This is a genomic window from Actinoplanes couchii, assembly GCF_016862075.1.
Lineage (GTDB): Bacteria > Actinomycetota > Actinomycetes > Mycobacteriales > Micromonosporaceae > Actinoplanes > Actinoplanes couchii.
Genome location: NZ_BOMG01000041.1, coordinates 91,125 through 115,520 on the forward strand (window position 1 = coordinate 91,125; position 24,396 = coordinate 115,520).

23 protein-coding genes are annotated in these 24,396 nt (G+C 69.8%); 14 read left to right on the plus strand and 9 right to left on the minus strand.

All coding sequences use genetic code 11. The features are described 5' to 3' along the window. Window positions 1-14: 14 nt before the first annotated feature. Window positions 15-824, plus strand: a complete 810-nt coding sequence (locus Aco03nite_RS14460; RefSeq protein ID WP_203795595.1) for a siderophore-interacting protein — start codon at window positions 15-17, stop codon at window positions 822-824. Between the two features lie 9 nt (window positions 825-833). On the opposite strand, the gene Aco03nite_RS14465 is transcribed toward Aco03nite_RS14460, so the two are convergent. Next, window positions 834-2,243 (minus strand): alpha-amylase family glycosyl hydrolase, encoded by a 1,410-nt coding sequence (locus tag Aco03nite_RS14465; RefSeq protein ID WP_203795596.1) that lies wholly within the window; start codon window positions 2,241-2,243, stop codon window positions 834-836. Between the two features lie 256 nt (window positions 2,244-2,499). Between Aco03nite_RS14465 and Aco03nite_RS14470 the strand changes: the two genes are divergently transcribed. From Aco03nite_RS14470 to Aco03nite_RS14480, 3 genes are all read left to right on the plus strand, one after another. Further along, on the plus strand, window positions 2,500-3,792 hold the full coding sequence (locus Aco03nite_RS14470) for a pyridoxal phosphate-dependent aminotransferase (RefSeq protein ID WP_203795597.1): 1,293 nt from the start codon (window positions 2,500-2,502) through the stop codon (window positions 3,790-3,792). 93 nt (window positions 3,793-3,885) lie between these two features. Further along, window positions 3,886-5,079 (plus strand): GAF domain-containing sensor histidine kinase, encoded by a 1,194-nt coding sequence (locus tag Aco03nite_RS14475; RefSeq protein WP_203795598.1) that lies wholly within the window; start codon window positions 3,886-3,888, stop codon window positions 5,077-5,079. A 1-nt stretch (window position 5,080) separates the two neighbouring features. Continuing rightward, window positions 5,081-5,632 (plus strand): hypothetical protein, encoded by a 552-nt coding sequence (locus tag Aco03nite_RS14480; RefSeq protein WP_203795599.1) that lies wholly within the window; start codon window positions 5,081-5,083, stop codon window positions 5,630-5,632. A gap of 4 nt (window positions 5,633-5,636) precedes the next feature. Here the strand turns inward: Aco03nite_RS14480 and Aco03nite_RS14485 are convergent, their stop codons facing one another. Continuing rightward, the gene (locus tag Aco03nite_RS14485) at window positions 5,637-7,691 is read right to left on the minus strand and encodes a sensor histidine kinase (protein ID WP_203795600.1); all 2,055 of its coding nucleotides are present in this window, start codon (window positions 7,689-7,691) and stop codon (window positions 5,637-5,639) included. A gap of 174 nt (window positions 7,692-7,865) precedes the next feature. Here Aco03nite_RS14485 and Aco03nite_RS14490 point away from each other — a divergent pair, with 174 nt between their 5' ends. The 10 genes from Aco03nite_RS14490 to Aco03nite_RS14535 all read left to right on the plus strand — a co-directional run bounded on the left by Aco03nite_RS14490 (window position 7,866) and on the right by Aco03nite_RS14535 (window position 18,462). Next, window positions 7,866-9,017 carry a S8 family peptidase gene (locus tag Aco03nite_RS14490; RefSeq protein WP_239145160.1) on the plus strand — a complete coding sequence of 384 codons (1,152 nt, stop codon included), beginning with the start codon at window positions 7,866-7,868 and terminating at the stop codon, window positions 9,015-9,017. Window positions 9,018-9,152: 135 nt separating this feature from the next. Continuing rightward, window positions 9,153-10,694, plus strand: coding sequence for an NAD(P)/FAD-dependent oxidoreductase (locus tag Aco03nite_RS14495; RefSeq protein WP_203795602.1), 1,542 nt, complete (start codon window positions 9,153-9,155; stop codon window positions 10,692-10,694). A 186-nt stretch (window positions 10,695-10,880) separates the two neighbouring features. Continuing rightward, window positions 10,881-11,105 (plus strand): type II toxin-antitoxin system Phd/YefM family antitoxin, encoded by a 225-nt coding sequence (locus Aco03nite_RS14500; RefSeq protein WP_239145161.1) that lies wholly within the window; start codon window positions 10,881-10,883, stop codon window positions 11,103-11,105. A 330-nt stretch (window positions 11,106-11,435) separates the two neighbouring features. Beyond that, window positions 11,436-11,855 (plus strand): response regulator, encoded by a 420-nt coding sequence (locus tag Aco03nite_RS14505; protein WP_203795603.1) that lies wholly within the window; start codon window positions 11,436-11,438, stop codon window positions 11,853-11,855. 150 nt (window positions 11,856-12,005) lie between these two features. Further along, window positions 12,006-13,094, plus strand: a complete 1,089-nt coding sequence (locus tag Aco03nite_RS14510; protein WP_203795604.1) for an LLM class flavin-dependent oxidoreductase — start codon at window positions 12,006-12,008, stop codon at window positions 13,092-13,094. A 5-nt stretch (window positions 13,095-13,099) separates the two neighbouring features. Further along, window positions 13,100-14,359, plus strand: coding sequence for an ABC transporter substrate-binding protein (locus tag Aco03nite_RS14515; protein ID WP_203795605.1), 1,260 nt, complete (start codon window positions 13,100-13,102; stop codon window positions 14,357-14,359). Further along, entirely contained in the window at window positions 14,356-15,216 is an 861-nt protein-coding gene (locus tag Aco03nite_RS14520; RefSeq protein WP_203795606.1) for a carbohydrate ABC transporter permease, read from the plus strand. The genes Aco03nite_RS14515 and Aco03nite_RS14520 overlap by 4 nt, the downstream gene beginning before the upstream one ends. Next, window positions 15,213-16,016, plus strand: coding sequence for a carbohydrate ABC transporter permease (locus Aco03nite_RS14525; protein ID WP_203795607.1), 804 nt, complete (start codon window positions 15,213-15,215; stop codon window positions 16,014-16,016). Before Aco03nite_RS14520 ends, Aco03nite_RS14525 begins: the two co-directional genes overlap by 4 nt. Before the next feature lie 50 nt (window positions 16,017-16,066). Then, window positions 16,067-16,984, plus strand: a complete 918-nt coding sequence (locus tag Aco03nite_RS14530) for a 1-phosphofructokinase family hexose kinase (RefSeq protein ID WP_239145162.1) — start codon at window positions 16,067-16,069, stop codon at window positions 16,982-16,984. Window positions 16,985-17,211: 227 nt separating this feature from the next. Then, entirely contained in the window at window positions 17,212-18,462 is a 1,251-nt protein-coding gene (locus tag Aco03nite_RS14535) for a glycosyltransferase family 39 protein (RefSeq protein WP_203795608.1), read from the plus strand. On the opposite strand, the gene Aco03nite_RS14540 is transcribed toward Aco03nite_RS14535, so the two are convergent. Genes Aco03nite_RS14540 through Aco03nite_RS14570 form a run of 7 tightly spaced genes read right to left on the minus strand, consistent with a single transcriptional unit; the run spans window position 18,410 to window position 24,108 of the window. Next, window positions 18,410-19,768: an LLM class flavin-dependent oxidoreductase gene (locus Aco03nite_RS14540; RefSeq protein ID WP_203795609.1), complete on the minus strand. Its 1,359-nt coding sequence runs from the start codon at window positions 19,766-19,768 to the stop codon at window positions 18,410-18,412. The genes Aco03nite_RS14535 and Aco03nite_RS14540 overlap by 53 nt on opposite strands. Next, window positions 19,768-20,319 (minus strand): nucleoside/nucleotide kinase family protein, encoded by a 552-nt coding sequence (locus Aco03nite_RS14545; protein WP_203795610.1) that lies wholly within the window; start codon window positions 20,317-20,319, stop codon window positions 19,768-19,770. The genes Aco03nite_RS14540 and Aco03nite_RS14545 overlap by 1 nt, the downstream gene beginning before the upstream one ends. Further along, a complete protein-coding gene (locus Aco03nite_RS14550; protein ID WP_239145163.1) occupies window positions 20,316-20,708 on the minus strand; it encodes a PPOX class F420-dependent oxidoreductase in 393 nt (130 codons plus the stop codon). Before Aco03nite_RS14550 ends, Aco03nite_RS14545 begins: the two co-directional genes overlap by 4 nt. Beyond that, entirely contained in the window at window positions 20,705-21,619 is a 915-nt protein-coding gene (locus tag Aco03nite_RS14555; RefSeq protein WP_203795612.1) for an ABC transporter substrate-binding protein, read from the minus strand. Before Aco03nite_RS14555 ends, Aco03nite_RS14550 begins: the two co-directional genes overlap by 4 nt. Next, a complete protein-coding gene (locus Aco03nite_RS14560) occupies window positions 21,616-22,359 on the minus strand; it encodes an ABC transporter ATP-binding protein (protein ID WP_203795613.1) in 744 nt (247 codons plus the stop codon). Before Aco03nite_RS14560 ends, Aco03nite_RS14555 begins: the two co-directional genes overlap by 4 nt. After that, the gene (locus tag Aco03nite_RS14565) at window positions 22,352-23,101 is read right to left on the minus strand and encodes an ABC transporter permease (protein ID WP_203795614.1); all 750 of its coding nucleotides are present in this window, start codon (window positions 23,099-23,101) and stop codon (window positions 22,352-22,354) included. The genes Aco03nite_RS14560 and Aco03nite_RS14565 overlap by 8 nt, the downstream gene beginning before the upstream one ends. Then, window positions 23,098-24,108, minus strand: a complete 1,011-nt coding sequence (locus Aco03nite_RS14570) for an ABC transporter substrate-binding protein (RefSeq protein WP_203795615.1) — start codon at window positions 24,106-24,108, stop codon at window positions 23,098-23,100. The genes Aco03nite_RS14565 and Aco03nite_RS14570 overlap by 4 nt, the downstream gene beginning before the upstream one ends. Between the last annotated feature and the right edge of the window lie 288 nt (window positions 24,109-24,396).

The window sequence follows — 24,396 nt, forward strand, 5'->3', positions numbered from 1 at the left end:
AGGTTAGCCTAACTATGGCGAACTTCAAGATCCGTAAGCCGGTCGATCCCCATGTGCTGCTCCTCGAGGTGGTCACGAGCGAACGGGTGTCGGCCAACATGGTCCGGGTGACCCTGGGCGGCGACGGGCTGAGCCGGTTCACCCCGCTCGGCTTCGACCAGTGGTTCCGGCTCTTCCTGCCCCGCCCCGGGCAGGACTCGCTCAAGCTGCCCACCCGCACGTCCGGGCTGTGGTACGCGCAGTATCTGGCCACCGCCAAACCCAAGCGGCCGTACGTCCGGAACTACACCGTCCGGGCGTACCGGCCGGACGGGCTCGACGTCGACTTCGTCGTGCACCTGGACGACGACGGGAACTGCGGTCCGGCCACCCGGTTCGCCCTGGACGCCAAACCCGGCGATCAGGTCGGGCTGCTCGATCAGGGGGTCGGCTACAACCCGCGGGCCGACCACGACTGGACCCTGCTGGCCGCCGACGAGACCGGGCTGCCCGCGGTGGCCGGCATCTGCGAGTCGCTGCCGGACGACGCCCGCGGTGTGGCCATCGTCGAAGTGCCGTCCCTCGACGACGTCCAGGAGTTCCGCAAGCCCGGCGGGATCGACCTGCGGTGGGTGGCCCGCACCGGCGCGCACGCGGTGCCCGGGGCTCTCGCGCTGGAGACCCTGACGGCCGCCGAGTTGCCGTCCGGGCCGGTCTGGGCCTACCTGGTCGGCGAGTCGGCACTGGTCACCGGCGGTCGCCGGCACCTGGTCCAGGACCGCCGGATCCCGAAGACCAACATCGACTTCATCGGCTACTGGCGGCACGGGCACGCCGCCATGTAGCCGGAGTCGCTACACCGACAGCAGGTGGGCCGACCAGGGCGGGAGGTCCACGTAGAGGCCGTCACGGGCCAGGATGTCGCCGTCCCGGGGGTAGACCTCGCCGGTCAGGAGGTCGGTCAGGTTCCAGGTCCGGCCGGAGAGGCCGGGCCACCGGAGGGGGATACGGGCCTGCGCACGGTGGGCGCCGAAGTTCAGGGCCACCACGTGGCGGGACGTGCCGCGGCGCCAGGTCCAGGCCAGGATGTCGCGGTGGCCGCCGGTCTCCAGCAGGGACCATTCGCCGCCGCGGAGGCGGGCCGCCGCGGCCAGCAGGCGGTGATGGAACGCGGTCAGCTCGGGGTCGGTGGGCTCGTCGAGACGGCGGCCGAGGTGCAGCGGCAGGCGGGTGCGGCGGCCCTCGAACTGGCCGTCGTGCCAGAGGGTGGCGCCGGGCAGGGTGGCGATCGCGATGGCGGCGGCACGGCCCCGGCCGGCGGGGACGGCGGTGGCGGCCCGCTCCTCGTCGTGGTTCTCCAGGAAACGCAGCAGGCGCTCCTGGTAACCCCGGTCGGCGGTCAGATGTTTACGCAGCGCGGAGGCGTCCTCGTGGAGCAGCCGGTCGTAGAGGCGCTTGTCGTAGCAGAAGTCGAAACCCTGCTGCTGCAGCGTCCATTCGGTGTCCCAGTACGCCTCGGCGATCAGCATCAGCTCGGGGTGCACGGTGCGGACCCGTTCCAGGATCGTGGGCCAGAACTCGGTGGCCGGGGCGGGACCGGCCCACGTACCCCAGGTGCGCTCGAAGATCTCGTTGGTGACCAGCATCGCCATGTCGACCCGGATGCCGTCGCACTGCTCGCCGATCCAGGTGAGCGTGGCCACGGTGGCCTCCCGCAGACCCGGGTCGAAGGCGTTCAGCTGGGCGACATCGGGCCAGGGCGGGAAATACGGATCCCTGGCGTACGCGAAGATCCGGCCGTTGCTCTCGAACCAGACGCCGGGTTCGGTGCTGTCACCCTGGACGAACCAGTCCGGGTACGCGGTGATCGCCGGGTGGTCCGGGGCGACGTGGTTGGGCACGTAGTCGAGGATCAGTTTGAGGCCGCGGCGGCGTAGCTCGGCGCGGGCGGTGGCCAGCCCCCGGTGCCCGCCGAACCGTTTGTCGGCCTGGTAGCGGCGCACACAGTACGGCGAGGCGGTCACGTCGCCGATGGTGTAGCCGGACGGCACGTCCCAGACGGCCCGGGCGATGGTCAGGCCGATGGGGCTGCGCTCCCAGACACCCATCAGCCAGACGGCGTCGAGCCCGGGCGCGGCGATCTCGTCCCACACCTCGCCGGGCACGTCGCCGAGCGTCACCGGGCGGCCGAAGCGCTCACTCAGCCCGGCCAGCCACGGCAACGTGCCGATCTCGTAGATCACCGGCTCCCCAGGCCACGTCATCGGCCCATGCTAGATCCAGCAGAGTGCCTCCGCATGGGCCGGGCTGGCCGTCATCACCGCCCCGAACACCACGACGCTCGCCAGCCAGAGCCTGATCAATCCGCGCATCCTCATCCCTCCGTCACAGGGGGAAACGACTTAGTTGATCAATCGGTGCGGGAGCTGTTCCTTTCCTGTCTTTTAACTATCGAACGATCTGTTCGTCTTGCCCGTATCGGAGGTTGGCAACATCACCGGAGGGTTCGGGAGGACTACTGTGGCACGGACTGGTATCGATACCTCCATCCTGCACAAGGGTTCGCACAGCGCGTCGTTCTTCGACGTGGCTCGGGCGGCGGGTGAGGGTGTGGAGATCGTCGACTTCTGCATCCCGTGCAACCCGTACTTCCCGACACCCGAGATGTTCGACGAACTGTCACGGGACCTGAAGAGCATCCTCAAGTACTACCCGAGCGACTCGGCGGCGATCACCAAGAAGCTCGCCAGCGTGCTCGGCCTGCACCCGCAGACGGTGGCGATGGCGAACGGCTCCACCGAGCTGATCACCTGGATCGACCACCTGCTGATCAAGGAGAGCGTGGCGATCCCGATCCCGACGTTCGGGCGCTGGACCGACCAGCCGATGGAGACCGGCAAGCGGGTCGACATGTTCCCGCTGCAGGAGCGCGACGGCTTCCGGCTCGACCTGGAGGAGTACGTCGAGTTCATCCGGGAGCGCAAGTCCCGGGTCGCGGTGGTCTGCAACGTCAACAACCCGGACGGCCACTACATCCCGCGGCGTGACGTCATCCGGTTCATGGACGCGCTCAGCGACCTGGACCTGGTCGTGGTGGACGAGTCGTTCATCGACTTCTCCGACGCCGAGCGGTACCCGTCGGTCGGCCCGGACGCGGTGATCCGCCCGAACGCGGTGGTGCTGAAGAGCCTGGGCAAGAACTTCGGCCTGCACGGCATCCGGTTCGGCTACATGCTGGCCAACCCGGCGATCGCCGGCAAGATCGCGAAGATGCTGCCCAAGTGGAACCTGAACTCCCTCGCGGAGAAGGTCGTCCACATGATCTCCGACCACGAGATGGAGTACGAGGAGAGCCTGCGCCTGCTCAGCCGGGACCGCCGCTCGATGGGCCGCGAGCTGCAGCGCATCCAGGGCATGACGGTCTTCCCGTCGCAGGGCAACTTCTTCCTGGTCAAGCTGCCGCCCGAGTGGTCGGGTGTGGCGCTGCGCGACTACCTGGTCGCCAACCACGGCATCATGACCCGCGAGTGCGGCAACAAACTGGGCATGACCAGCCAGTTCATGCGCCTGGTGGTGCGCCCGGCCGCGGACGTGGACCGCCTGGTGGACGGCATGCTCGACTACGGGCAGCGGTTCCACAGCCGGTCGGTCTACGACAGCGACCCGATGGAGGCCACCCGTGGCGGTGGCGCCGCCGACCCGGGCCGCCGCTGGGCCGACACCTCATACGACGAGCAGCCGGACAACCTGATCCCGTACCCGGGCCAGCGTGGCGGCGCCGAGTACACCGCCCGGCGCGCCGCCGTCGGCTGACGTCTCCTCATCCGACCAGGGGTGCGGCCCGGTGGGGTCGTACCCCTGGCGTTTTTCTGCTCAGGTCGGTGACGGGCGGGCCGAAGGACAGTCGTGGAACGCGAAACCGCTGTCCGGGACGAGCAGGCCAGACTCGAGGCCCTGTACTCGTACCAGGTGCTGGACCGTCCCCGCCCGGCCGTTCTGGACGATCTGACCCGTCTGGCCGCATCGATGTTCGACACCCCGATCTCGGCCGTCTCGCTGATCGACCGGGACCGGCAGTGGTTCGCCGGCAGCCACGGGATCGCCGACGCGCAGACCCCGCTGGACGTGTCGTTCTGCCGCTATCTGGTCCCGGACGGCGAGCCGATGATCGTCCCGGACGCGACCCGGGACTCCCGGTTCCGCGACTACCCGAACGTGACGGGCGCCCCGAACATCAGGTTCTACGCGGGGGCGCCGATCGTCGACGAACAGGGGCACGTCCTCGGGGCGCTGTGCGTGGTCGACGACGAGCCACGGGAGATCGACAGCCGGCAGATCGACGATCTGGTGATGTTCGCCGGTCAGGCCGCCGTGCACCTGAACTCGATCCGTACCCGGCTGCGGATGTCCGATCTCGGTGACGAGTTGTCGCGGGTGGCGCAGCGGGAGGACGACCTGGTCGCCACGATCACCCACGAACTGCGTACGCCGGTCGCCTCGATCCAGGGTTATCTGGAGCTCCTCGGTGACCAGGAGGAGGCGCTGGCCCCGTACCGCAGCCTGATCGAGCCGATCCACCGCAACGGGGAACGCCTGGTCACCATGGTCGATCACCTGCTGGCCGGCACCCGCCCGGAACAGGCGGCGCCGGCCGGGCCGGCCGGGACCGTGGAGCTGGACACCGTGCTCGACGCGGCGCTGCAGAACTGCCGGCCGCTGATCGTGCTGCGCTCCGAACCGGTCCGGGTGCGGCGCGACGGCGCGGTCGGGGTGCGGGCCGATCTGGCCCGGCTGGCGCACGCGGTCGGTCAGGTGGTGCGCAACGCGCTGCTGTTCACCCCGACCGACCGTCCGATCATGATAGGAACCGGACAGGATCCGCGGCCGTACGTGGAAGTAGCCGACCGTGGCATCGGCATCCCCGACGACGAGCTGCCGTACGTGTTCGACCGGTTCTACCGCGGCCGGCACGCGCGTGACCAGGCCGTACCGGGAGTGGGCCTGGGTCTGACCATCACCCGCAACATCGTCGAGTCCCACCGGGGAACCGTGACCGTGACCGGTGGACCGGCCGGGACGACCGTCCGCATCACCCTCTGAGATGACCGTAGACGCCCTGGTCACCACGATCGTCACCCGCCTGGCCGGGCAGGGCCGGGTGGTACCGGAGTACGTCGTGCGGGACGCGGTCGAGGTGACGCTGCGCCGCCGGGTGCCGGATCAGACGGTGGTACCGCCCGCGGTGGCGGCGGAGCTGATCAGCGGGTTCTGCGACGGCCCGGCGGACCCCGGCGACGACACCGACGACACCATGCCCGCGGTTCTCAGCGGCGACGAGACCGGTCACGTGGTCACCGCGCTCGGGCTGGCCGTGCACGTGGCCGCCTTCAACCTGGACCGGGACCGGCTGCACGTGGCGCAGATCCTCAACGGCGCGGCGGCGGCGCTGGTGGCGCTCGGCGGCGCGTCCCGGGCGGCGCACTCCGACGGCACCGCGGCGGTGCTGGTGTCCCCGGCGACACTGCGGACCGTGCGGGCCACCGTGGGCGAGGTGCTGCAGGGTCTGCGGGAGCGCGGCTGGCAGGCCCGGCACCTGGACCAGGACGCGATGACCACGCTGTTCGGCGGCGTGCTCGACCTGATCCGGGTCTAGCCGATCAACGGCTCGGGGCCAGGGCTTTCGCGTACGCGGAACGACCGGCCGGCAGGGTGAAGGACATCCGGGTGCCCTGGCCGTACGGGTTGGCGGCCGCCTCGATCAGGCCGCCGTGCCGTTCCACGATCCGCTTGCAGATCGCCAGTTCGAGGCCGTTCGCGGTGCCGCCCTTCTCCCGGTGGAAGCTGGTGAACACCTCGCGGGCCATGCCCGGCGGGATCCCGGCGCCGTTGTCCAGGATGTCGATCCGGACCATCCCGTTAGGGATCTGCTGGCAGGAGATGGCCAGGTAGGGCGACACCCCCGGGCCCATCGTCCGCAGCGAGTTGTCGATCAGGTTCTCCAGCAGCTGGCGCAGCAGCACCGGGTCGGCCTCGACCGGGTCCAGCCGGCCCACCTCGAAGTACGGCGGCGGCTCGCTGTTGGCGTCGGCGGCGTCCAGCCGGCTGTTGACGATGTCGCCGACCAGCAGGGCGGTGTTGACCGTGGTCGGCATCAGCTTGCCGTCCCGGGCGGCGGTGTAGGCGAGCAGGCCGTTCAGGAAGGTGCGCATCCGGGCGGCGGCCCGCTGGATCCGGGCGACCTTCTCGGCCGGCGCGTACCCGGCCAGCTCCTGCTCCAGGACCTCGGACCAGCCCTCGATGGTGGTCAGCGGGTTGAGCAGGTCGTGGGCGACCCGCCCGGCGAACGACATCAGCTCGTCGCGGTGCCGGCGGTCCGCGGTGACGTCGTGGAAGACCACCACCACGTGGTACGGGCCGGTGCCGAGCGCCATCCGGGCCACGTTGAACCGGACGATCCGCCCCTCCGGCTGGGCCGCGTTCCGGACCAGCACGTCCATCGGCTCGACGTCGGCGCCGGCCAGCGCGCGCACGTGCGGCAGCTCCTGGTCCGACAACTCGGTGCCGTCCGGGCGGAAGAAGCCGTGGTCGCTGCCGAGGGCGACCCCGCCGGTGATCGCGCTGGCCGAACCGAGCAGGCGGGTGGCGGCCGGGTTACGCAGCACGAACAGGCCGGTGTGGTCGAGGATGGCCAGGCCCTCGGTCATCGAGTTGAAGACCGTGGTCATCATCGTGGACTTCTCGGTGGCCTCCTGCTCGGAGTCCTTCAGCCGACGGATCAGGGTCTCGCGTTCGTCCCGGCTGATCGCCAGGACCAGGCCGACCGAGGCGAGGATGCCGGAGTAGACCTGGATCAGCATGGCCCGCAGGTCGACGTCGCCGACCACCGCGTACGGGCCGTGGCCGCCGACGGTGTAGAGCAGGGCGGTGCTGTTGAAGACGGCGGCGTGCAGGATGACCAGGGGGGTGGGCATCCGGACGGCGGCCCAGACGGTCAGCGGGATCAGCACGAAACCGATCGGCAGGGCGGCCCGGGTGGTGCTGAAGACGGCCCAGTAGGCGACGGCGGAGACGGCGAAGACCCCGGCTGCCTCGAGCCGGCGTACCGTACCGAAATCGCTGCTCTTCTGGTTTTTGCCGTGGTCTTGGCCGGAACCGGCGAGCAGGCCCGCGACCAATCGGGTGATCGAGCCGAAGACCAGCACCGAGACGGTGTCCCGGACCACCAGCGCGGCGGCGCCGGGGGCCGAGAAGGTCCAGTCCGTGACGACCGCCAGGTCACCCAGGGTGCGCAGCACGGTGGCGGCCAGCGCGGCCAGCACACCGCAGACCATCAGCCACCAGAGGCCGAGCAGGTTCGACAGCGGGGGTTCCGGTTTCTCCGGTGGTTCCAGGGCGGGCAGCCAGCGGGTGACCGCGAACCCGAACACGATCGCACCGAGCATCGCGGCCAGGCCCTCCACCGCCGCGACGACCGGATCGGTGCCGGCCACCGCGAGCATCGCCACGGTCAGCACGCCGATGCCGGCGGTCTCGGCCCACCGCCACAGCGAGTCCCGGCTCATCACCACCCACATGGCGGCGACGCCGAAGGCCGGCCAGATCATCTGGTCACCCGGGTCGTCACCCAGGGTGGAACCGGTTCCGGCCAGGACGGCGACCGCGTAGAGCACCGCGTACCCGGCGACGGGCGGTACGGCTATCGGAAGTCTCATCGGTTCGCCTCGTATCCGGGTGTGACCGTTTTTCACCCCTATTGTCGTCCCCGTCGCCCGCGTCCTGAGACAGAGATATATACAGTTCGATATGAAGCCCCTTCCGGCCAGCGCGAATACCCTCCTGGTAGACCTTTACATCGAGTTTGGTCGATCTTGTTCAGGGAGATGATCATGGCGTTTCGCACCCTGGCCGCCGGCCTGGCCGCTCTGGCCACGGCCGTCGTGGCGACCGGCACCCCCGCCGCGGCAGCGGAGACCGGCACCATCCGGCTCGCGGGCACCACCGCCGCGATCCCCGGCAGCTACATCGTGGTCCTCAAAGCCGGCGCGCAGGAGGCCGGTCTGACCCGGTCCTACGGCGGCACCGTCCAGCGCAGCTTCGGCACGGTCCTCAACGGTTACGAGGCCACCCTCAGCGAGAGCCAGGCGAAACGCCTGGCGGCGAACTCCAAGGTGGCGTACGTCGAACAGAACCAGGTGATCTCGCTCGCCGCCACCCAGACCGGCGCCACCTGGGGCATCGACCGGATCGACCAGCGGGCTCTGCCGCTGAGCACCACCTACACCTACCCGGTCACCGCCTCCAACGTGACCGCCTACATCATCGACACCGGCATCCTCTACACACACAGCCAGTTCGGCGGGCGCGCCACCGCCGGATACGACGCCGTCGGCAGCGGCGCGGTCGACTGCAACGGCCACGGCACCCACGTCGCCGGTACGGTCGGCGGCAGCACGTACGGCGTCGCCAAGGCCGTCAAGCTGGTCGGCGTCCGGGTGCTCAACTGCGCCGGATCCGGCACCACCGCCGGAGTCGTCGCCGGCGTCAACTGGGTCACCCAGAACGCGGTCAAACCCGCCGTGGCCAACATGAGCCTCGGCGGCGGCGCCAGCACCACCATCGACAACGCGGTCGCCAGCTCGATCGCCTCCGGCGTCACCTACGCGGTCGCGGCCGGCAACAACAACGCCAACGCCTCCAGTTACTCCCCCGCCCGGGTCGCCAGCGCGATCACCGTCGGGGCCACCACCAGCACCGACGCGCGGGCCAGCTACTCCAACTACGGCAGCGTGCTGGACATCTTCGCACCCGGCTCGTCGATCACGTCGGCCTGGTACACCAGCACCAGCGCCACCAACACGATCAGCGGCACCTCGATGGCGTCGCCGCACGTCGCCGGGGCTGCCGCCCTGGTGCTGTCGCGTAACCCCTCCTACACGCCGGCCCAGGTCTCCTCGGCTCTGACCGGCAACGCCACTCCCAACGTGGTGACCAGCCCCGGCAGCGGGTCGCCGAACCGTCTGCTGTTCGTCGTGCAGTAAAGGTTGTCACGGGGCCGGGGACAAAGTTCCCCGGCCTTTTGTGACAGCTCCGGGCAGTGAGGATCGTCGCGCTCCGCAAGGGACTTCCAGCCCCTTCCGAGGGGTTCTACTGGAGGTACGAGGAGCGTGATCGACATGATCGGACAGGCACGGCACCGGGTCGTCGTGGTCGGAGCGGGTTTCGGCGGGAAGTATGCCGCGAAGGCCCTGCGGAAGGCGCCCGCCGACGTCACCGTGATCAACGGGACCAACCACCACGTCTTCGAGCCGCTCATCTACCAGGTCGCCACCGGCGTGCTGTCGCCCGGCGAGGTCTCCACCCCGGTGCGCGAGCTGTTCCGCGGCCGGCCCAACACGTCGGTGCTGCTCGGCTGGGTCACCGACATCGACCCCGAGGCGCGCACGGTCACCGCGACCGCGCCCGGCGGCGTGCCCTACCAGGTGCCTTACGACACGCTGATCGTCGCGGCGGGCACCGCCCAGTCGTATTTCGGCAACGACCGGTTCGCCGAGCACGCACCCGCGTTGAAGAGCATCGACGACGCGGTCGAGCTGCGCTCGAAGATCCTCACCGCCTTCGAGTTGGCCGAGCTGTCCACCGACCCGGCCGAGGCGGCCCGCTGGATGACGTTCGTCATCGTCGGCGCCGGCCCCACCGGCGTCGAGTTGGCCGGCCAGATCGCCGAGATAGCCCACCGCACCCTCCCCGGTGAGTACCGGCGGATCGACCCGTCCCAGGCCCGCATAGTCCTGATCGACGCCGTCGACCGCATCCTGCCGACCTTCTCCCCCGGCTCGTCGGAGGCCGCGGCCCGCCGCCTCCGCAAGATCGGCGTCGAGATCCGGGTGAACACCAGGGTCACCGACGTGGACGCCACCGGGGTCGTCACCACCGACACGACCAAGGCCGGCGCGGCTGACAGCGGTGCGGGCGCCGGAGGCGCGACTGCCGGCGGTGCGTCCTCCGGTCTCTCGGCTCCCGGCGGTGCGTCCTCCAGCGTCTCGGCTGCCGGCGGTGCGGGCTCCGGTGTCTCGGCTGCCGGCGGGGCGGGCTCCGGTCCCTCGGCTGCCGGCGGTGAGCGGATCGAGGCGATGACCAAGGTGTGGAGCGCCGGGGTGTCCGCCGCTCCGCTGGCGGCCCGCCTCGCCGAGGCCACCGGGGCCGCGACCGACCGGTCCGGCCGGATCCTGGTCGAGCCCGACCTGACCGTTCCCGGTCACCCGGAGATCTTCGTGGTCGGCGACCTGATGAGCCTGGACCGGTTGCCCGGCGTCGCCCAGGTCTCGATCCAGGGCGGCGGTTATGTGGGCCGGCTCATCCGGCGCCGTCTGGCCGGCAAGCCCGGGGGAAAGCCGTTCCACTACTTCGACAAGGGCAACATCGCCACGGTGTCCCGCTTCTCGGCGGTCGCCGACCTGCGCGGCCTGCGCCTGACCGGCCTGGCCGGCTGGCTCCTCTGGCTCGGCGTCCACTGGGCCTACCTGCCGAAGGGCCGCAACCGCGCGAGCGCCCTGGTCCGCTGGACGGCGGCGTTCCTGGGCCGCTCCCGCCCGGAGCGCGCGGTGACCGCCCGCCAGGCCCAGTTCCCCGCCACCCCGGCGCCGCTCTCCGCGAGCGCCTCCGCCGGGCCGGCGCCGTCCACAGCAAGCGACCCAGCCGACATCACCGTCAGTTGACCGCCGCGTGGCGGCTCACCGGTCTTATCCCGGAAGTACAATTTCTGTACTCCCCTGGGAGGTGGAGATGCGAACGGTGAACTTCACCCACCTTCGGCAGAATCTGGCGGCCGCGCGGCCCGGGCGGCGAGGGGCGGCCCGGGCGGTGCGGGTGGCCAGGATCAACACCAGCGCGAGCTCGACAGTGTGGTTGACGATGCCGAGGAATTGATGGTGACCCGATCAGGTCACGAGCCCGTGGTCATCGTGCCGCTGGCCGAGTGGGAGTCGATGAAAGAGACGGGGTACCTGCTCCGCTGTCCGGGCAATGCCGAAGCCCTGCGTCGATCGATGGCGGAGTTGGACCGGAACGAGGGACGCGAGCGCCCGCTCGCCGACCGGAATGCGGTTTCAGACGTGTCGTGCGACTGATCCTTCTGCGACGGGGTGGTCGCAGCACCTCAGCCACACAGACCGCAAGCTGGTCAAACGCATCAACGACTTGATCGCGGACGTGATGCGGCGACGGCTACGAAGGTGTCGGCGAGCCTCGGCCGCCCGGTCGACCGGATGTCACCGGTGCCCTCGTGTCACGGCGGCCGGGGAGCCGCAACCGTTCGGCAACCGGCGGCTGGGGAGCCGCAACCGTTCGGCAACCGGCGTTTACCTGGATGGCGCCTCAGTGGGGCCGATGTCTCGGGGCACACCTCGGCGGCGTGGAGCCGCCCCGGGCAGCGGATTCCGAGAGGCACGGAGAAACCCATGACGGCCATGATGGACATCGCCCCCGTTCTCCCCCGTACCGGCACCGGGCAGTTGGTGCTCGTGGTCGACGACGACGAGGACGTGCGTGATCTCGTCACCTTCAAGTTGCAGATGGCCGGGTATCGGACGACCACCGCGGGGGACGGCTGCACCGCGCTGACGATCGTCAACGAGGCGCTGCCCGATCTGGTGGTGCTCGACATCGCCATGCCGGGGATGGACGGGCTCAGTGTCTGCTACCGGATGCACGCCGAACCGGCCACCGCCGAGATCCCGGTGATCGTGCTGAGCGGGATGGCCACGCCCACCGATGTGGAGTTGGCCTTCGTCTCGGGGGCCGAGGAGTACCTACCGAAACCGGTCAACACCGGGGAACTGGTGCGCCGGGTGCGCTGGCTGCTGCCCGACCGGCATTGACCGACGCCACGGACGGTGGCCGGGAAGACCGGCCACCGATGCCACGGACGGAGGCCGGGACGACCGGCCTCCGTCCCGCCGTGTGAGAACGTGCACATATTCTAGTTTGCCTCCTTGATCGATAGGAGTTGTGCACATATATTTCCGGGCATGGCCGTCGTCCTGCATTGGTTCCTGCCCACCACCGGTGACAGCCGGTCCATCGTGGGCGTCGATGATCGTGGCGGGCGCAGCACCCACACCGACGGGGCGGCGCTGCGCGAGCCGGACATCGACTATCTGATCGACGTCGCCCGCGCCGCCGAGCGCACCGGCTTCACCGGCGTGCTGACCCCGACCGGCACCTGGTGCGAGGACGCCTGGCTGACGACCGCGGCGATCGCCCGGGAGACCAGCACCCTGAAGTTCCTGGTGGCGTTCCGCCCGGGTTCGCTCTCCCCCACGCTCGCGGCACAGATGGCCGCCACCTTCCAGCGGATCTCCCGCGGCCGGCTGATGCTCAACATCGTCACCGGCAGCGACGCCGCCGAGCAGCAGCGTTTCGGCGACTGGCTGGGCAAGGACGAGCGTTATGCGCGGACCGACGAGTTCCTGACCGTGCTGCGCGGCGCCTGGCAGGGCCCGTTCGACTTCGAGGGCGAGCATTTCAAGGTGGCCGGCGCGCTCGCGCCCCGGAAGTTCGACGCCCCGCCGATCTACTTCGGTGGCTCGTCGAAGGCCGCGCTGGAGGTCGCCACCAACCATGCCGAGGTCTACCTGACCTGGGGCGAGCCGCCCGCCGCGGTGGCCGAGAAGGTGGCCGCTCTGCGCGCGCTCGGCTACACCGGACGGTTCGGCATCCGGCTGCACGTGATCACCCGCGACACCTCGAAGCAGGCGTGGGCCGAGGCGGACGCCCTGCTGGACGCCCTGACTCCGGAGCAGATCGCCAACGCCCAGGCCTCGTTGCGCCAGGCGGACTCGGTCGGCCAGCAGCGGATGCTGGCGCTGCACGGCGGGACGAGAGACGGCCTGGAGATCTACCCTAATCTATGGGCCGGGGTCGGACTCGTCCGTCCCGGCGCCGGAACAGCCCTGGTCGGCAGCCACACCGAGGTCGCCGACCGGATCGCCGAGTACCACGCACTCGGCATCGACGAGTTCATCCTCTCCGGATATCCCCACCTCGAAGAGGCCTACCACGCCGGTGAGGGCCTGCTGCCCGAGCTGCGCCGCCGCGGCCTCCTGTCAGGAGCCTGATAACTGTGACCACATACCACCGCCGCAACCTGCTGAAACTGGCCGCCGGAGCGGGCGCCGCCTCGTTCCTGGCGGCGTGCGCCGGCCCGGGTGGATCAACGAAGACGACAGCGGACACCAAGGCGAAGGACCTCTCGTTCGCGCACTGGCGCGCCGAGGACAAGGCGGTCTTCGAGCAGATCATCGCGGACTTCCAGAAGGTCAAGGGCATCGCGGTACGCCAGGACATCTCGCCGTCCAACGACTACCAGAGCACGGCACTGCAGAAACTGCGCGGCGGTACGATCGGCGACTCCTTCACCGCGTTCCGGGGCGCCCAGTTCCTGGACATCGCCAAGGCGGGTGTCTCCACCGACCTGACCGGGCAGTCGTTGTTGTCGAAGTACGAGCCGTCGCTGATCACCGCGGGCGCCTCCGACGGCAAGCAGTACGGGGTGCCGTACCAGCTGGTGTTCAACACCCCCCTGGCCAACACCGACCTGATCAGCAAGGCCGGCCTGGGTGAGGCCCCGAAGGACTGGCAGGGCTTCCTGGCGCTGGCCGACAAGCTGAAGACCCAGGGTGTCGCCCCGATCGCGTGGCCGGGCGGCGACGCCGCGAACGCCGGTCAGCTGCTGAACATCATGGTCGTCAACAACGCGCCCGCCGACGACGCGCTCGGGAAGATCGAGACCGGCGAGTACAAGGTGACCGACGACTGGTTCCTGACCGTGCTCAAGCAGTACGCCGAGCTGCGCCCGTACTTCCAGGACAGCGCCACCGGCACCAGCAGCGACGCCGCGCTCGCGCTGTTCGCCCAGGGCAAGGCGGCCCTGCTGGCGACCGGCTCGTTCCAGGTGGCCGGGGTCCGCAAGCTGGGCGCCACGTTCCCGATCGACCTGCTCGCGCCGATCACCACGACCGCCGACAAGGCCAGGTACGAGGGTGTCTTCAACGCCACCTTCATCCTCGGGGTGAACGCGAAGTCGGCCAAGCAGGACAACGCCCGCGCCTGGATCGAGCACCTGTCCGATCCGGCCGTCGCGGGTGTGTACGCCAACGGCACCGCCCAGCACGTCACGGTCAAGGACGTCGAGTACACCAACGCCGACCTGAAGGCGCTCGCCCCCTGGCTGACCAGGAAGACCGCTCTCGCCCCGCGTTTCCAGTTCACCAACCTGGACATCCGTGGCGCGGTCGAGAACGCCACCGTGGCCGTCGCCGGGGGCAAGAGCCCGGAGCAGGCGGCCGAGGAGGCCCAGAAGGTCATCGACCAGAAGAAATGAAGTTCAAGCTCTGGCTCTTCGCGGCACCCGCGCTGGTCCTGTACGGCGGCTTCTTCCTGCTTCCCGCCGTGCAGGGCCTGCGGTACGCCACCACCGACTGGGACGGTTGGAGCCCCGCCTTCAACGAGGTGGGGCTCGCCAACCTGACCGACGTCGTCAGCAACGACGACCTGTTCCGCAACGCGCTGACCAACAACCTGAAGTTCCTGCTGGCCGTGGTGATCGGGCAGACCGCCCTGGCGCTGCTGCTCGCGGTGCTGCTGGCGGCACGGTCCCGGGCGTCGACGTTCCTGCGGGCGCTGTTCTTCCTGCCGACCGTGCTGTCGTCGGTGTCGGTGGCGTTCATCTGGAAGTTCGTCTACGACCCGAATTTCGGGCTGGCCAACAACCTGCTGGACGCGGTCGGGCTGGACGCGTGGAAGTCGGCGTACCTGGGCAACGAGTCGACCGCGATCCTGTGGGTGGCGGTGGCGCAGGTGTGGTTTCACGCCGGGCAGATGATGGTCGTCTACATCGCCGGGATCAACCAGATCCCCGAGGAGTTGTACGACGCGGCGAAGACCGACGGGGCCGGGCGCTGGCAGCAGTTCCGGCACGTGACCTGGCCGATGGTGGCTCCGGCAACCACCTTGGTCATCGCGTACACGACGCTGCAGTCCTTCAAGGCCTTCGATCTGATCCTGGGTCTGGCCGGCAATCCGCCGCGGGCCGGGCTGGACGTGCTGGCCACCCGGATCTACAGCACGTTCGCGAACTCGCAGCTCGGGTACGCGGCCGCCGAGTCGATCGTCTTCATGGCCGCGATCGCCCTGGTCACGTGGCTGCAGAACCGGGCCGGAAAGGCGGTGCACCGATGATCAGGCGGGCCGTTCTCGGCGTCTACTCGCTGCTCATCGTGGTGCCGCTGATCGTGATCGTGGGCGGCACCTTCAAGACCACACCGGACCTGTTCGCCGACCCCTTCGGGCCACCGCGGAATCCGACGCTGGACAACTACGCCACCGTCCTCACCGGACAGGGCCTGCTCGGCGTACTCGGCAACAGTCTTTTCGTGATGTCGATCTCCGTGCCGGCGACGCTGCTGCTGGGGAGTCTGGTGGCGTTCGCGGTCGCCCGGCTGCCGAAGTGGCCGTCCCGGATCCTGTTCGGGATCTTCGCCCTCGGTCTGGCGGTGCCCGCGCAGGCGATCATGATCCCGCAGTACGTGCAGTTCGAACGGCTCGGCCTGCGCAACAGCCTGACCGGGCTGATCCTGGTCAACATCGTGGTGACGCTGCCGGTGGCGGTCTTCATCCTGGCCGGGTTCATGCGCACGCTGCCGGGCGAACTCTACGAGGCGGCCGAGATCGACGGGGCCGGGCCGTGGGCGACGTTCTGGCGGATCGCGGTGCCGGTCTCTTATCCCAGTATCGCCGCGACCGCGATCTTCCTGGTCGTCATGCACTGGAACGATCTGCTCTATCCGCTGCTCTTCATCGACGATCCGGAGAAACGGACGCTGCCGCTGGCGCTGCTGGACTTCCAGGGCGAATACCTGACCGAGTATCCGCTGCTCTTCACCGGGGTGGTGGTGGCCTCACTGCCGATGATTTTGGCGTACGCGTTCCTGCAACGCCACTTCGTCGCGGGCATCACCGCCGGAGCCGTCAAGGGCTGATCTCAGCATGTTCACAGGTTGATCCGCAGCTCAGAGGGTAACCGGCGCGTATGCCGACGGTAATGGTCTTCGCGCCGGTTCCTCAACTCACGGTAACCATCGAACAGCCGGGGGACACCCCGGAACTGCACGTCCACCCCGGTGGGCAGGGCATCTGGCAGGCCCGGATGTGCGCCGGGCTGGGCGCCGACGTGACCCTGTGCGCAGCGGTCGGCGGTGAGATCGGCGACGTCGTCGCCACCCTGATGCGAAGAGAACACATCGAGGTGCGCACGGTGCAGCGGCAGAACGGTAGCGGCTGGTACGTGCACGACCGCCGCGACGGCAGCCGGGACACCGTCGCCGAGTACGCCGGTGACCAGCTCGGCCGGCACGACCTGGACGAGTTGTACAGCACCACTCTCGCCGAAGGGCTGCGCGCCGACGTCAGCATCCTCAGCGGCCCGGCCGCCCCGGACGTGGTTCCGGCCGAGGTGTACCGGCGGCTCGCGGCCGACCTGGGCACCCACGGCAGCCGGGTCGTCGCCGATCTCTCCGGCGACAATCTCGGCGCGGTGCTGGATGGTGGCGTGGCCTTTCTCAAGGTCAGCCACGAGGAGCTGATCGACGACGGGATCGCCGGCGACGACAGCGACAAGTCCCTGACCGCCGCCGCCCACGAACTGTGCGAGCGGGGCGCCGGGTCGGTGCTGATCAGCCGCGCCGACCGGCCGGGGATCGCGCTGCTCGACGGCACGGCCTACCTCGTGGACATGCCCGCGCTCCAGGTGGTCGAGCATCGCGGGGCGGGCGACTCGATGTCCGCGGCGGTCGCCACCGTCCTGGCCCGGGGCGGTGACCTGGAGGAGGCGGTGCGCACCGGGGCGGCGGCCGGGGCTCTCAACGTGACCCGGCACGGCCTCGGCACCGGTCACTCCGACGCGATCCACGAGCTGGCAGCCCGGGTCGGCCTGACCCCGATCCGATAAGTTCACCGGTTGTTCGACTCGGCCGCCCGGCTACCACGGGCGGCCGTCTCTAAGCTGGTCCGGCCCGCCACCCGCTGCCGGAGATCATCATCAGAAGCCGTTCCGTCCTTGTCTGGCTGATTCCGCCCCTGACCACCGCGGCGCTCGGCCTGTGGCGCCTGGACGGTGCGGCCCTCTGGGCCGACGAACTGGCCACCCGGGGCGCGGCCCGGCTCGGCTGGGAGCAGATGTGGCTGCTCGCGGGCTCCGTCGACGCCGTGCTCACCCCGTACTACGCCATCCTGAAGGTCCTGGGTGGTCTTCGCCTGCCGTCGCTGATCGCGATGGTCCTGACCAGCATCGTCGTGGTGGCGATCGGGCGCCGGGTCAGCGGGGACACCGCCGGACTGCTCGCCGGTTCGCTGTTCGCGGTGCTGCCGGTGACGTCCCGCTACGCGCAGGAGGCCCGGCCGTACGCCCTGGTCATGCTCTTCGCCGCACTGGCCCTGCTCGCTCTGCTCCGCCTGCTGGAGGAACCCTCCGCCGGACGGGCCGCCGTCTATGCCGGGGCCGTCGCGCTGACCGGTCTGGCCCATCCGCTCAGCGCGCTGCTGATGCTCGCCGGGCACGCCCTGGCCGGTTGGCAGCGGTGGCGGGTCTGGACACCGGCCGCGGTGCTCGGCAGTCTGCCCGCGATCGGCCTGTGTCTGCTGGCCGCCGGGCAGACCGCGCAGGTCTCGTGGATCGCCCCGGTCGGCGTCGGCAGCATCGGCCTGCTGCCCGCGCAGCTGTTCGTCTCCGCGGTCACCGGCGGGCTGCTGCTGGCGCTGGCCGTCACCGGGCTGCGCAGGGACCGGACCTCGCTCGCCCTGGCCGGTGCCGCCCTGGTCCCGCCGGTGTTGCTGCTGGTGGCGGGCACCGTCGCGGACGTGTGGGTGGCCCGGTACGTGCTGTTCGTGATCCCCGCCCTGGCCGTGCTCGCGGTCCGCGTCCTGCACTGGGCGCACGCGCTGCCGGTGGTGCTGCTGATCGCCGTCCTCGGTTATCCGGCCCAGCTCGACATCCGGGAGCCGGACGGGCACGGGCAGGACTCGGCGCGGGTCGCGAACCTGATCGGCCCGCGGTACCGGCCCGGTGACGTGGTCGTCTTCCCGGACACCCACGTCAGCATCCCGTGGGCGGCCCGCGACCTCTACGACCTGTACGTTCCCGAGCCCCGGCCGAAGGACGTGCTGGCGGTGACCCCGCAGCGCACCGGCGGCCGGATGCTCGCCACCGAGTGCCCGGACGTCGCCGCCTGCCTGGGCGCCCCGCCCCGGATCTGGATCGTCCGGGTCGACAACACCCCGGACCCGCTCGCCGACATGGCGCCGGCGAAACGGGCCGCGATCAAGGACGACTACCGGGTCCGGGACCGGTGGAGTTCCGCGCTGCTGACCGTCGTCCTCATGGAACGAACCGGTACCCCGCTGCCGGGTGGTCGTCGAGCACCCGGGTGACACCGGGGCCGTAGAAATTCTCACGCAGGGTCGGGCCGTCGTAGGACGTCCGGGTCAGGCCCCGGCGTCGCAGTTCGGGGACAGCCAGGTCGACGAAGTCACGGAACGTCACCGGCGGGACCGGGTCGGCGATGTTGAAACCGTCCACCCCGGACTCCTCGGCCCAGCGTTCCAGCTCGTCGGCGACGGTCGCCGGGCTGCCGACGATCACCGGGCCGCCGCCGCCGACACCGACGAACTCGGCGATCGCGCGCGGGGTCCAGGTGCGGTTCGGGTCCAGGGTGGTGAACAGTTCGACCATGCCGCGGATGCCGTCGGTCTCGACGTACTCCAGCGGCTTGTCCAGGTCCAACGAGGACAGGTCGAGGTGCATCAGGGCGCTCCATCGGGCCAGGGCGCCCTCGACGCTGGCGTACCGCTGGTAGTCGGCCAGTTTCGCCCGCGCCTCGGCGTCGGTCTCGGCGACGATCACGGTGGCGATGGCGAAGATCTTCAGCGCGTTCGGGTCGCGGCCGGCCGCGGCGGCCTCCGCCCGGAAACCGGTGACCAGGGTGCGGGCCATCGACGGGAGGTAGGCGGAGAGGAAGACCCCTTCCGCGTGCCGGCCGGCGAACGCCTGGCCGACCCGGGAGGTGCCCGCCTGATAGAGCACCGGGGTGCGCAGAATGCCCGGCTCCGACAGGGCGATGCCGGGGACCTGGTAGTACTCGCCGTCGTGCGCGATCGGGCGGACCCGGGTGGGGTCCACGAAGATGTCACCGGAACGGACCACGGCGTCGTCCGCCCAGCTGCCCTCCCACAGCTTGTAGACGACCTCCATGAACTCCTCGGCCTTCGCGTACCGCTGATCGTGCGGCAGCTGCCGGTCCAGCCCCAGGTTGCGGGCGGCGCTGTCCAGGGCGGACGTCACGATGTTCCACCCGATCCGGCCGCCGGTCAGATGGTCGAGTGTGGTCATCTTGCGGGCGAAGGCGTACGGCAGTTCATAGGTCGACGAGACCGTGACAGCGAAACCGAGGTGCTCGGTCGCGGCGGCCATCGCGCTGATCGGCAGCAGCGGATCGTCGGTCGGGGTCTGGATGCCGTCGCGCAGCGCCGCGTCGACACTGCCCTGGTAGACGTCGAGCGGCCCGAGCGCGTCGGCCACGAACAGCGCGTCGAAGTACCCGCGTTCCAGGATCTTCGCGGTCTCCACCCAGTAGGACAGGTCCCGGTAGCGGTGGGCCTGGCTGTCCGGATGCCGCCACAACCCGATCGCGGTGTGGCCCACCGTCGACTGCCGCAACCCGTTCAGGCGGATCGTCATCACTGCTCCCCAGCGTTCTCGATGATCAGGTCCGCGTTCTCACGAACCAGCTCGGCCGCGTAGAACGCGTCCTCGTGCCGGGCCCATCGGGCCCAATGCGGGGCATAGGTCGGCCCGTCCCGCTCCAGGGCGCGCCGCTTGCGGATCCCGGCGGGGCTGTCCACCCAGACGAGCCCGCTTTCGTACGGCCGGAGCAACCGTCCACCGGCGCCGACGCCCTCGACGACGAGCCAGTCGGCATCGGGCACCCGGTGCTCCTCGGCGTACGCTCCGGCGGCCCAGTCCCAGCGCCGCCACACCGCGTCCCGCCCCTCGGCGAGCGGGACCAGCACCCGGTCGTGCAGTTCGGTGACACCCCGGTCGAGGCCGTCCCAGCCGGCGTACAGGTCGTCCATGTGGATCACCGGCGCCGCGAGCCGTTCGGCGACCGCCATCGCGAGGGTGGTCTTGCCCGATCCGGACCGCCCTTCGACGGCCAGCACCCGCCGTCTCCCCACTTCCACCGGAAGGGACACGGCCCATGCCACGACCTGGTCGGCTGCCTCGTTCATGCCACGAACAGCACACGCTCGGGAGTGATCCGCAGAACCACCCGGGTCGCCTCCTCCCGGTCGGCGCCGCGCTGGTGCGGAACCCCGGTGTACCGGCGGGCCAGCTCGTCGACCAGGGTGTGCGCGTCCTCGCCGGTGATCCGGGCGGTTCCCCGGATCTCGGCGTACCGGGCCGGTCGCGCCCGGTCGTAGACCAGCACGGTCACCCGCGGATCCCGTTCGATGTTGCGGACCTTGCGCCGGCCGGCCTTGGTGGCCATCACCAGTTCGTCGCCGTCGCGGCCGGCCCACATCACCGACAGTTGCGCGCTGCCGTCCGGCTGGACGGTGGAGAGCACCGCGAACTCCGGCCGGTCGAGCAGCTCCACCACCTCGTCCGGCAGCGTCACGGCTTCAGGGCCCGCGACGTGGTGACCGCCTGTCGCCAGTCGAAGGACCGCGGCAGGATGTCGTTGCCGGCCAGCCATTGCGTGTACGGGGTCATCAGATCCTCGCGGATCTCACCCCAGCGGCCGTCGCCGTCGAACCAGGTCGGAGTGATCAGCTCCAGCGAACGGGCCAGGATCGGCCGCGGGAAGTACGGGATCACCCGGTCCAGCACGTCCAGCGCCAGCCCCGGCTCGTCCCGGGCGGCCTCGTACCCCCGGGCGGTGGCCTGCCGGAACGCCTCGATCACCGCGGGATCGGTCAGCGCCGGGCCGGTGCCCAGCAGGTAGCTGTGGTACGGCGGGGCGCCGATCTCGTCCACCGGCCAGGTGATCCGCTGCTCGCCGGGGAGCTGCGCGAACAGGGCGTCCCAGGCCCAGTAGCCGCCGAACGTGGCGTCCACCTCGCCGGCCGCGATGTCGTCCGCGGACAGCTCCCGGTGGCCGCTGTCGACCAGGGTCACCGCGTCCGGGTCACCGCCGTCCGCTTCCACCAGGTGCCGGACCATGGCCACCCCGCGCGGGGTCGGGTTCAGGGCGAGACGCTTGCCGGCCAGGTCCCGGGGGCGGGTGATGCCCCGGCCGACAACCGTCTGGATGGTCTCCAGGCCCCGGTGGTTGATCGACGCGACCGCCTTCAGCGGCTGGCCGGCGGCGCTGCGGACGAGCAGCCGGTTGGTCGGGAAGACCCCCAGGTGGACCTCGCCACGGGCCAGGTGTTCCAGGGTGTCGCCGCGCAGCGAGTCGAAGACGGTCAGCTCGATGTCCAGGCCGGCGTCGCGGTACCAACCTTGGCGGCTGGCCACGTACAGGCCGGCGGCGTTGGTCCACGGGTGGAAGTACTCGAGCATCACGCGTACGTGGGTGAGGGTCATCGGGGGGCACCTGTCAGGAGATCGGTGAGGCGGCGGCGCAACTTCACGAAGGCGGGGTCGTCGACGACGTCGTCGCGGCGGGGGCGGTCGAACGGGATGGTGATCTTCTCCAGGATCGTGGCCGGGCGGCGGGAGAAGACGTAGACGGTGTCGGAGAGCAGCAGCGCCTCTTCGATGTTGTGCGTGACGAAGAGGACCGCGCGGCGGTTGGCCTCCCAGATGTCCAGCAGCCAGCGGTGCATCTCGATCCGGGTCATCGCGTCCAGGGCGCTGAAGGGTTCGTCGAGGCAGAGCAGCGGCTGGTCGGAGAGGAGCGCGCGGAGGAAGGCGACGCGCTGCTGCATGCCGCCGGAGAGCTGATGCGGGTACGCCTTGGCGAAGTCCTCCAGCCCGACCCTTGCCAGCCATTCGCGCGCCAGGACCAGGTCGGGTTTGCCCTTGATCTCCTGGGCGAGGACGACGTTCCGCTCGATGGTCCGCCAGGGCATGAGCGCGGCCTGCTGCGGCATGTAGCCGATCCGGCCGCGCCGGGCCGCCGAACCTTCGACGGAAATATCACCCTTTGTCGGTTTCAGAAGGCCGCCGATCAGATGGAAGAGGGTGCTCTTGCCGCTGCCGGAGGGACCGACGATGGAGACGAACTCCCCCGCCGCAACCCTGAGCGAAATGTCAGAAATAACGGACAAGTCACCGAAGGAATGGCTGAGGTTGGCTACCGAGAGCGCTGGGGTGTCAGTCACGGCGCCGGCCCTTCACGGTCAGCTTCTCGAGGAGTACCACCAGGCCGAAGACGACCAGGGCCAGGGTGATGACGATGCCGATCGCGACGAACATCCGGTCGGCCCGGAACGCCGATTTCTGGATCATCATGTACTGCCCGATCCCCTTCTCGGCGCCCAGCCACTCGGAGATCACCGCGCCGAACACGCTGTAGGTGGCCGCGATCTTCAGGCCGGAGAACATCGTCGGCAGCGCGTGCGGCCACTGCAGCTTGGTGAACAGCTGCCGCCGGTTCGCCCCGCTCATCAGCAGGTAGTCGGTGATCAGCGGGTCGCTGCGGCGCAGCCCGTCCAGGGTGGCGACGGCGACCGGGAAGAAGCAGACCAGGATGATCACCACGAGTTTCGGGGCCAGCCCGAAACCGAGCCAGACCACCAGCAGCGGCGCGATCGCGATCACCGGCACGTTCTGGCTGATCACCAGCAGCGGGTAGACCGCGGCCCGCAACAGCGGGATCAGGTGCAGCAGGACGGCGACGAGCAGGCCGGTGGCGACCCCGGCCCCGAACCCGTACAGCGTCAGTTCGGTGGTGGCCAGGGTGTGGTCGAGCAGCGTCTCGTTCTGGGCGGTGGCCGCGTCCCAGATGTCCACCGGGCTGGGCAGCAGCCAGGTGTCGATGCCGCTCACGACGGTGTAGAGCTGCCAGCCGGCGATCACCAGGATCAGGGTGACCGCCGGCGGCAGCGCCTTACGGAACGTCACGCGGCGGGCAGGAAGTCGTTGGTGTACGCCTTCGTCCCGTCCACCTTCGTGGCGAGGACCTTCTTCTCGTACAGCCAGTCGGAGAACCCGGTCCAGATCTCGGCCTTCTGCTCACCCCAGCGGGCGGCATCGTCCTGGTATTTGGGACTGAGCCACTCCTGGCTCTTCTTGACCAGGGCGGCGTCCAGATCGGGAGCGGCCTTGAGGAGGATGTCCGCCGATTCCCCGGCGTTCTTCGCGGCGTACGTGTACCCCTCGGAGACCGCCGCGGTGAACGCCTTGACCAGCTCGGCGTCGCCGGAGATCCGCTTCTCGTTGGTGATCAGGATCGGCGTGTAGAAGTCGAGCGCCGGGTCGTAGTCCTTGACGTACTGGATGTTGACCGGCTCGTTGCGCAGCTCGGCCTGGACACCGGTCCAGCCGTAGAAGATCCACTCGAAGTCGATCCCCTTCCTGGTGGCCGCGAAGAAGTCCGAGTCGCCCACGTTCACCGTCTTGATCTTGCTGGCGTCCCCACCGTCGGCGGACACCACGGCCTGCAGCAGCGGCGCCTCGACCGGCCCGCCCCAGCCGCCGTAGGTCTTGCCCACGTAGTCGGCCGGCCGGTTCAGGTTGCGGTCCTTGGGTGAGGCGAAACCGGAGGTGTTGTGCTGGATGACGGCGGCGATCGAGACCAGCGGCGCACCCTCGGCCCGGGCCTGGGTGAGCGCCTCCTGGGCGCTGATCGCGAACGGGATCTTGTCCGCGGCGACCAGGGCGGACGGGTCGGCGTCACCGGGCTGGACGATCTCCACGTCCAGGCCGTGCGCGGCGAAGTAGCCCTTCTCCCTGGCGACGTACAACCCGGTGTGGTTGGTGTTGGGGGTCCAGTCCAGGGCGACCTGGACCTTCGTCAACCCGGCAGCCGTCGCGCCGGTGTCGGAATCGCCCGCACCGCAGCCGGCGAGGACCAGGGAGGCGGCGGCTATGGCGGCGAGCGCGCGGCGGCGGCTGATCACAGTATTCATCGAGGGTGACTTTCGCGTTGATCTTCGGTGGTCCGAGCCGCAACGTACGCCCACCTGCGATCTCTTCACCAGGGATAGGTGACCGGCATTACATACAGTTCCCACATATCAGACTGATTGGATAGGAATAACGGCCACGGGAGCGACCCGTCTCACACCGCCGCAATCCCGCATTCTTCAAAACCACAGCTTAGCCACAGGAAACTCCGTCACTCTCTTGATCACCCGGCGGAGTCATCCCCCTGACAAGGCCTTTCTTCCACCCGTACCGCAAATCGCGTCCCCACC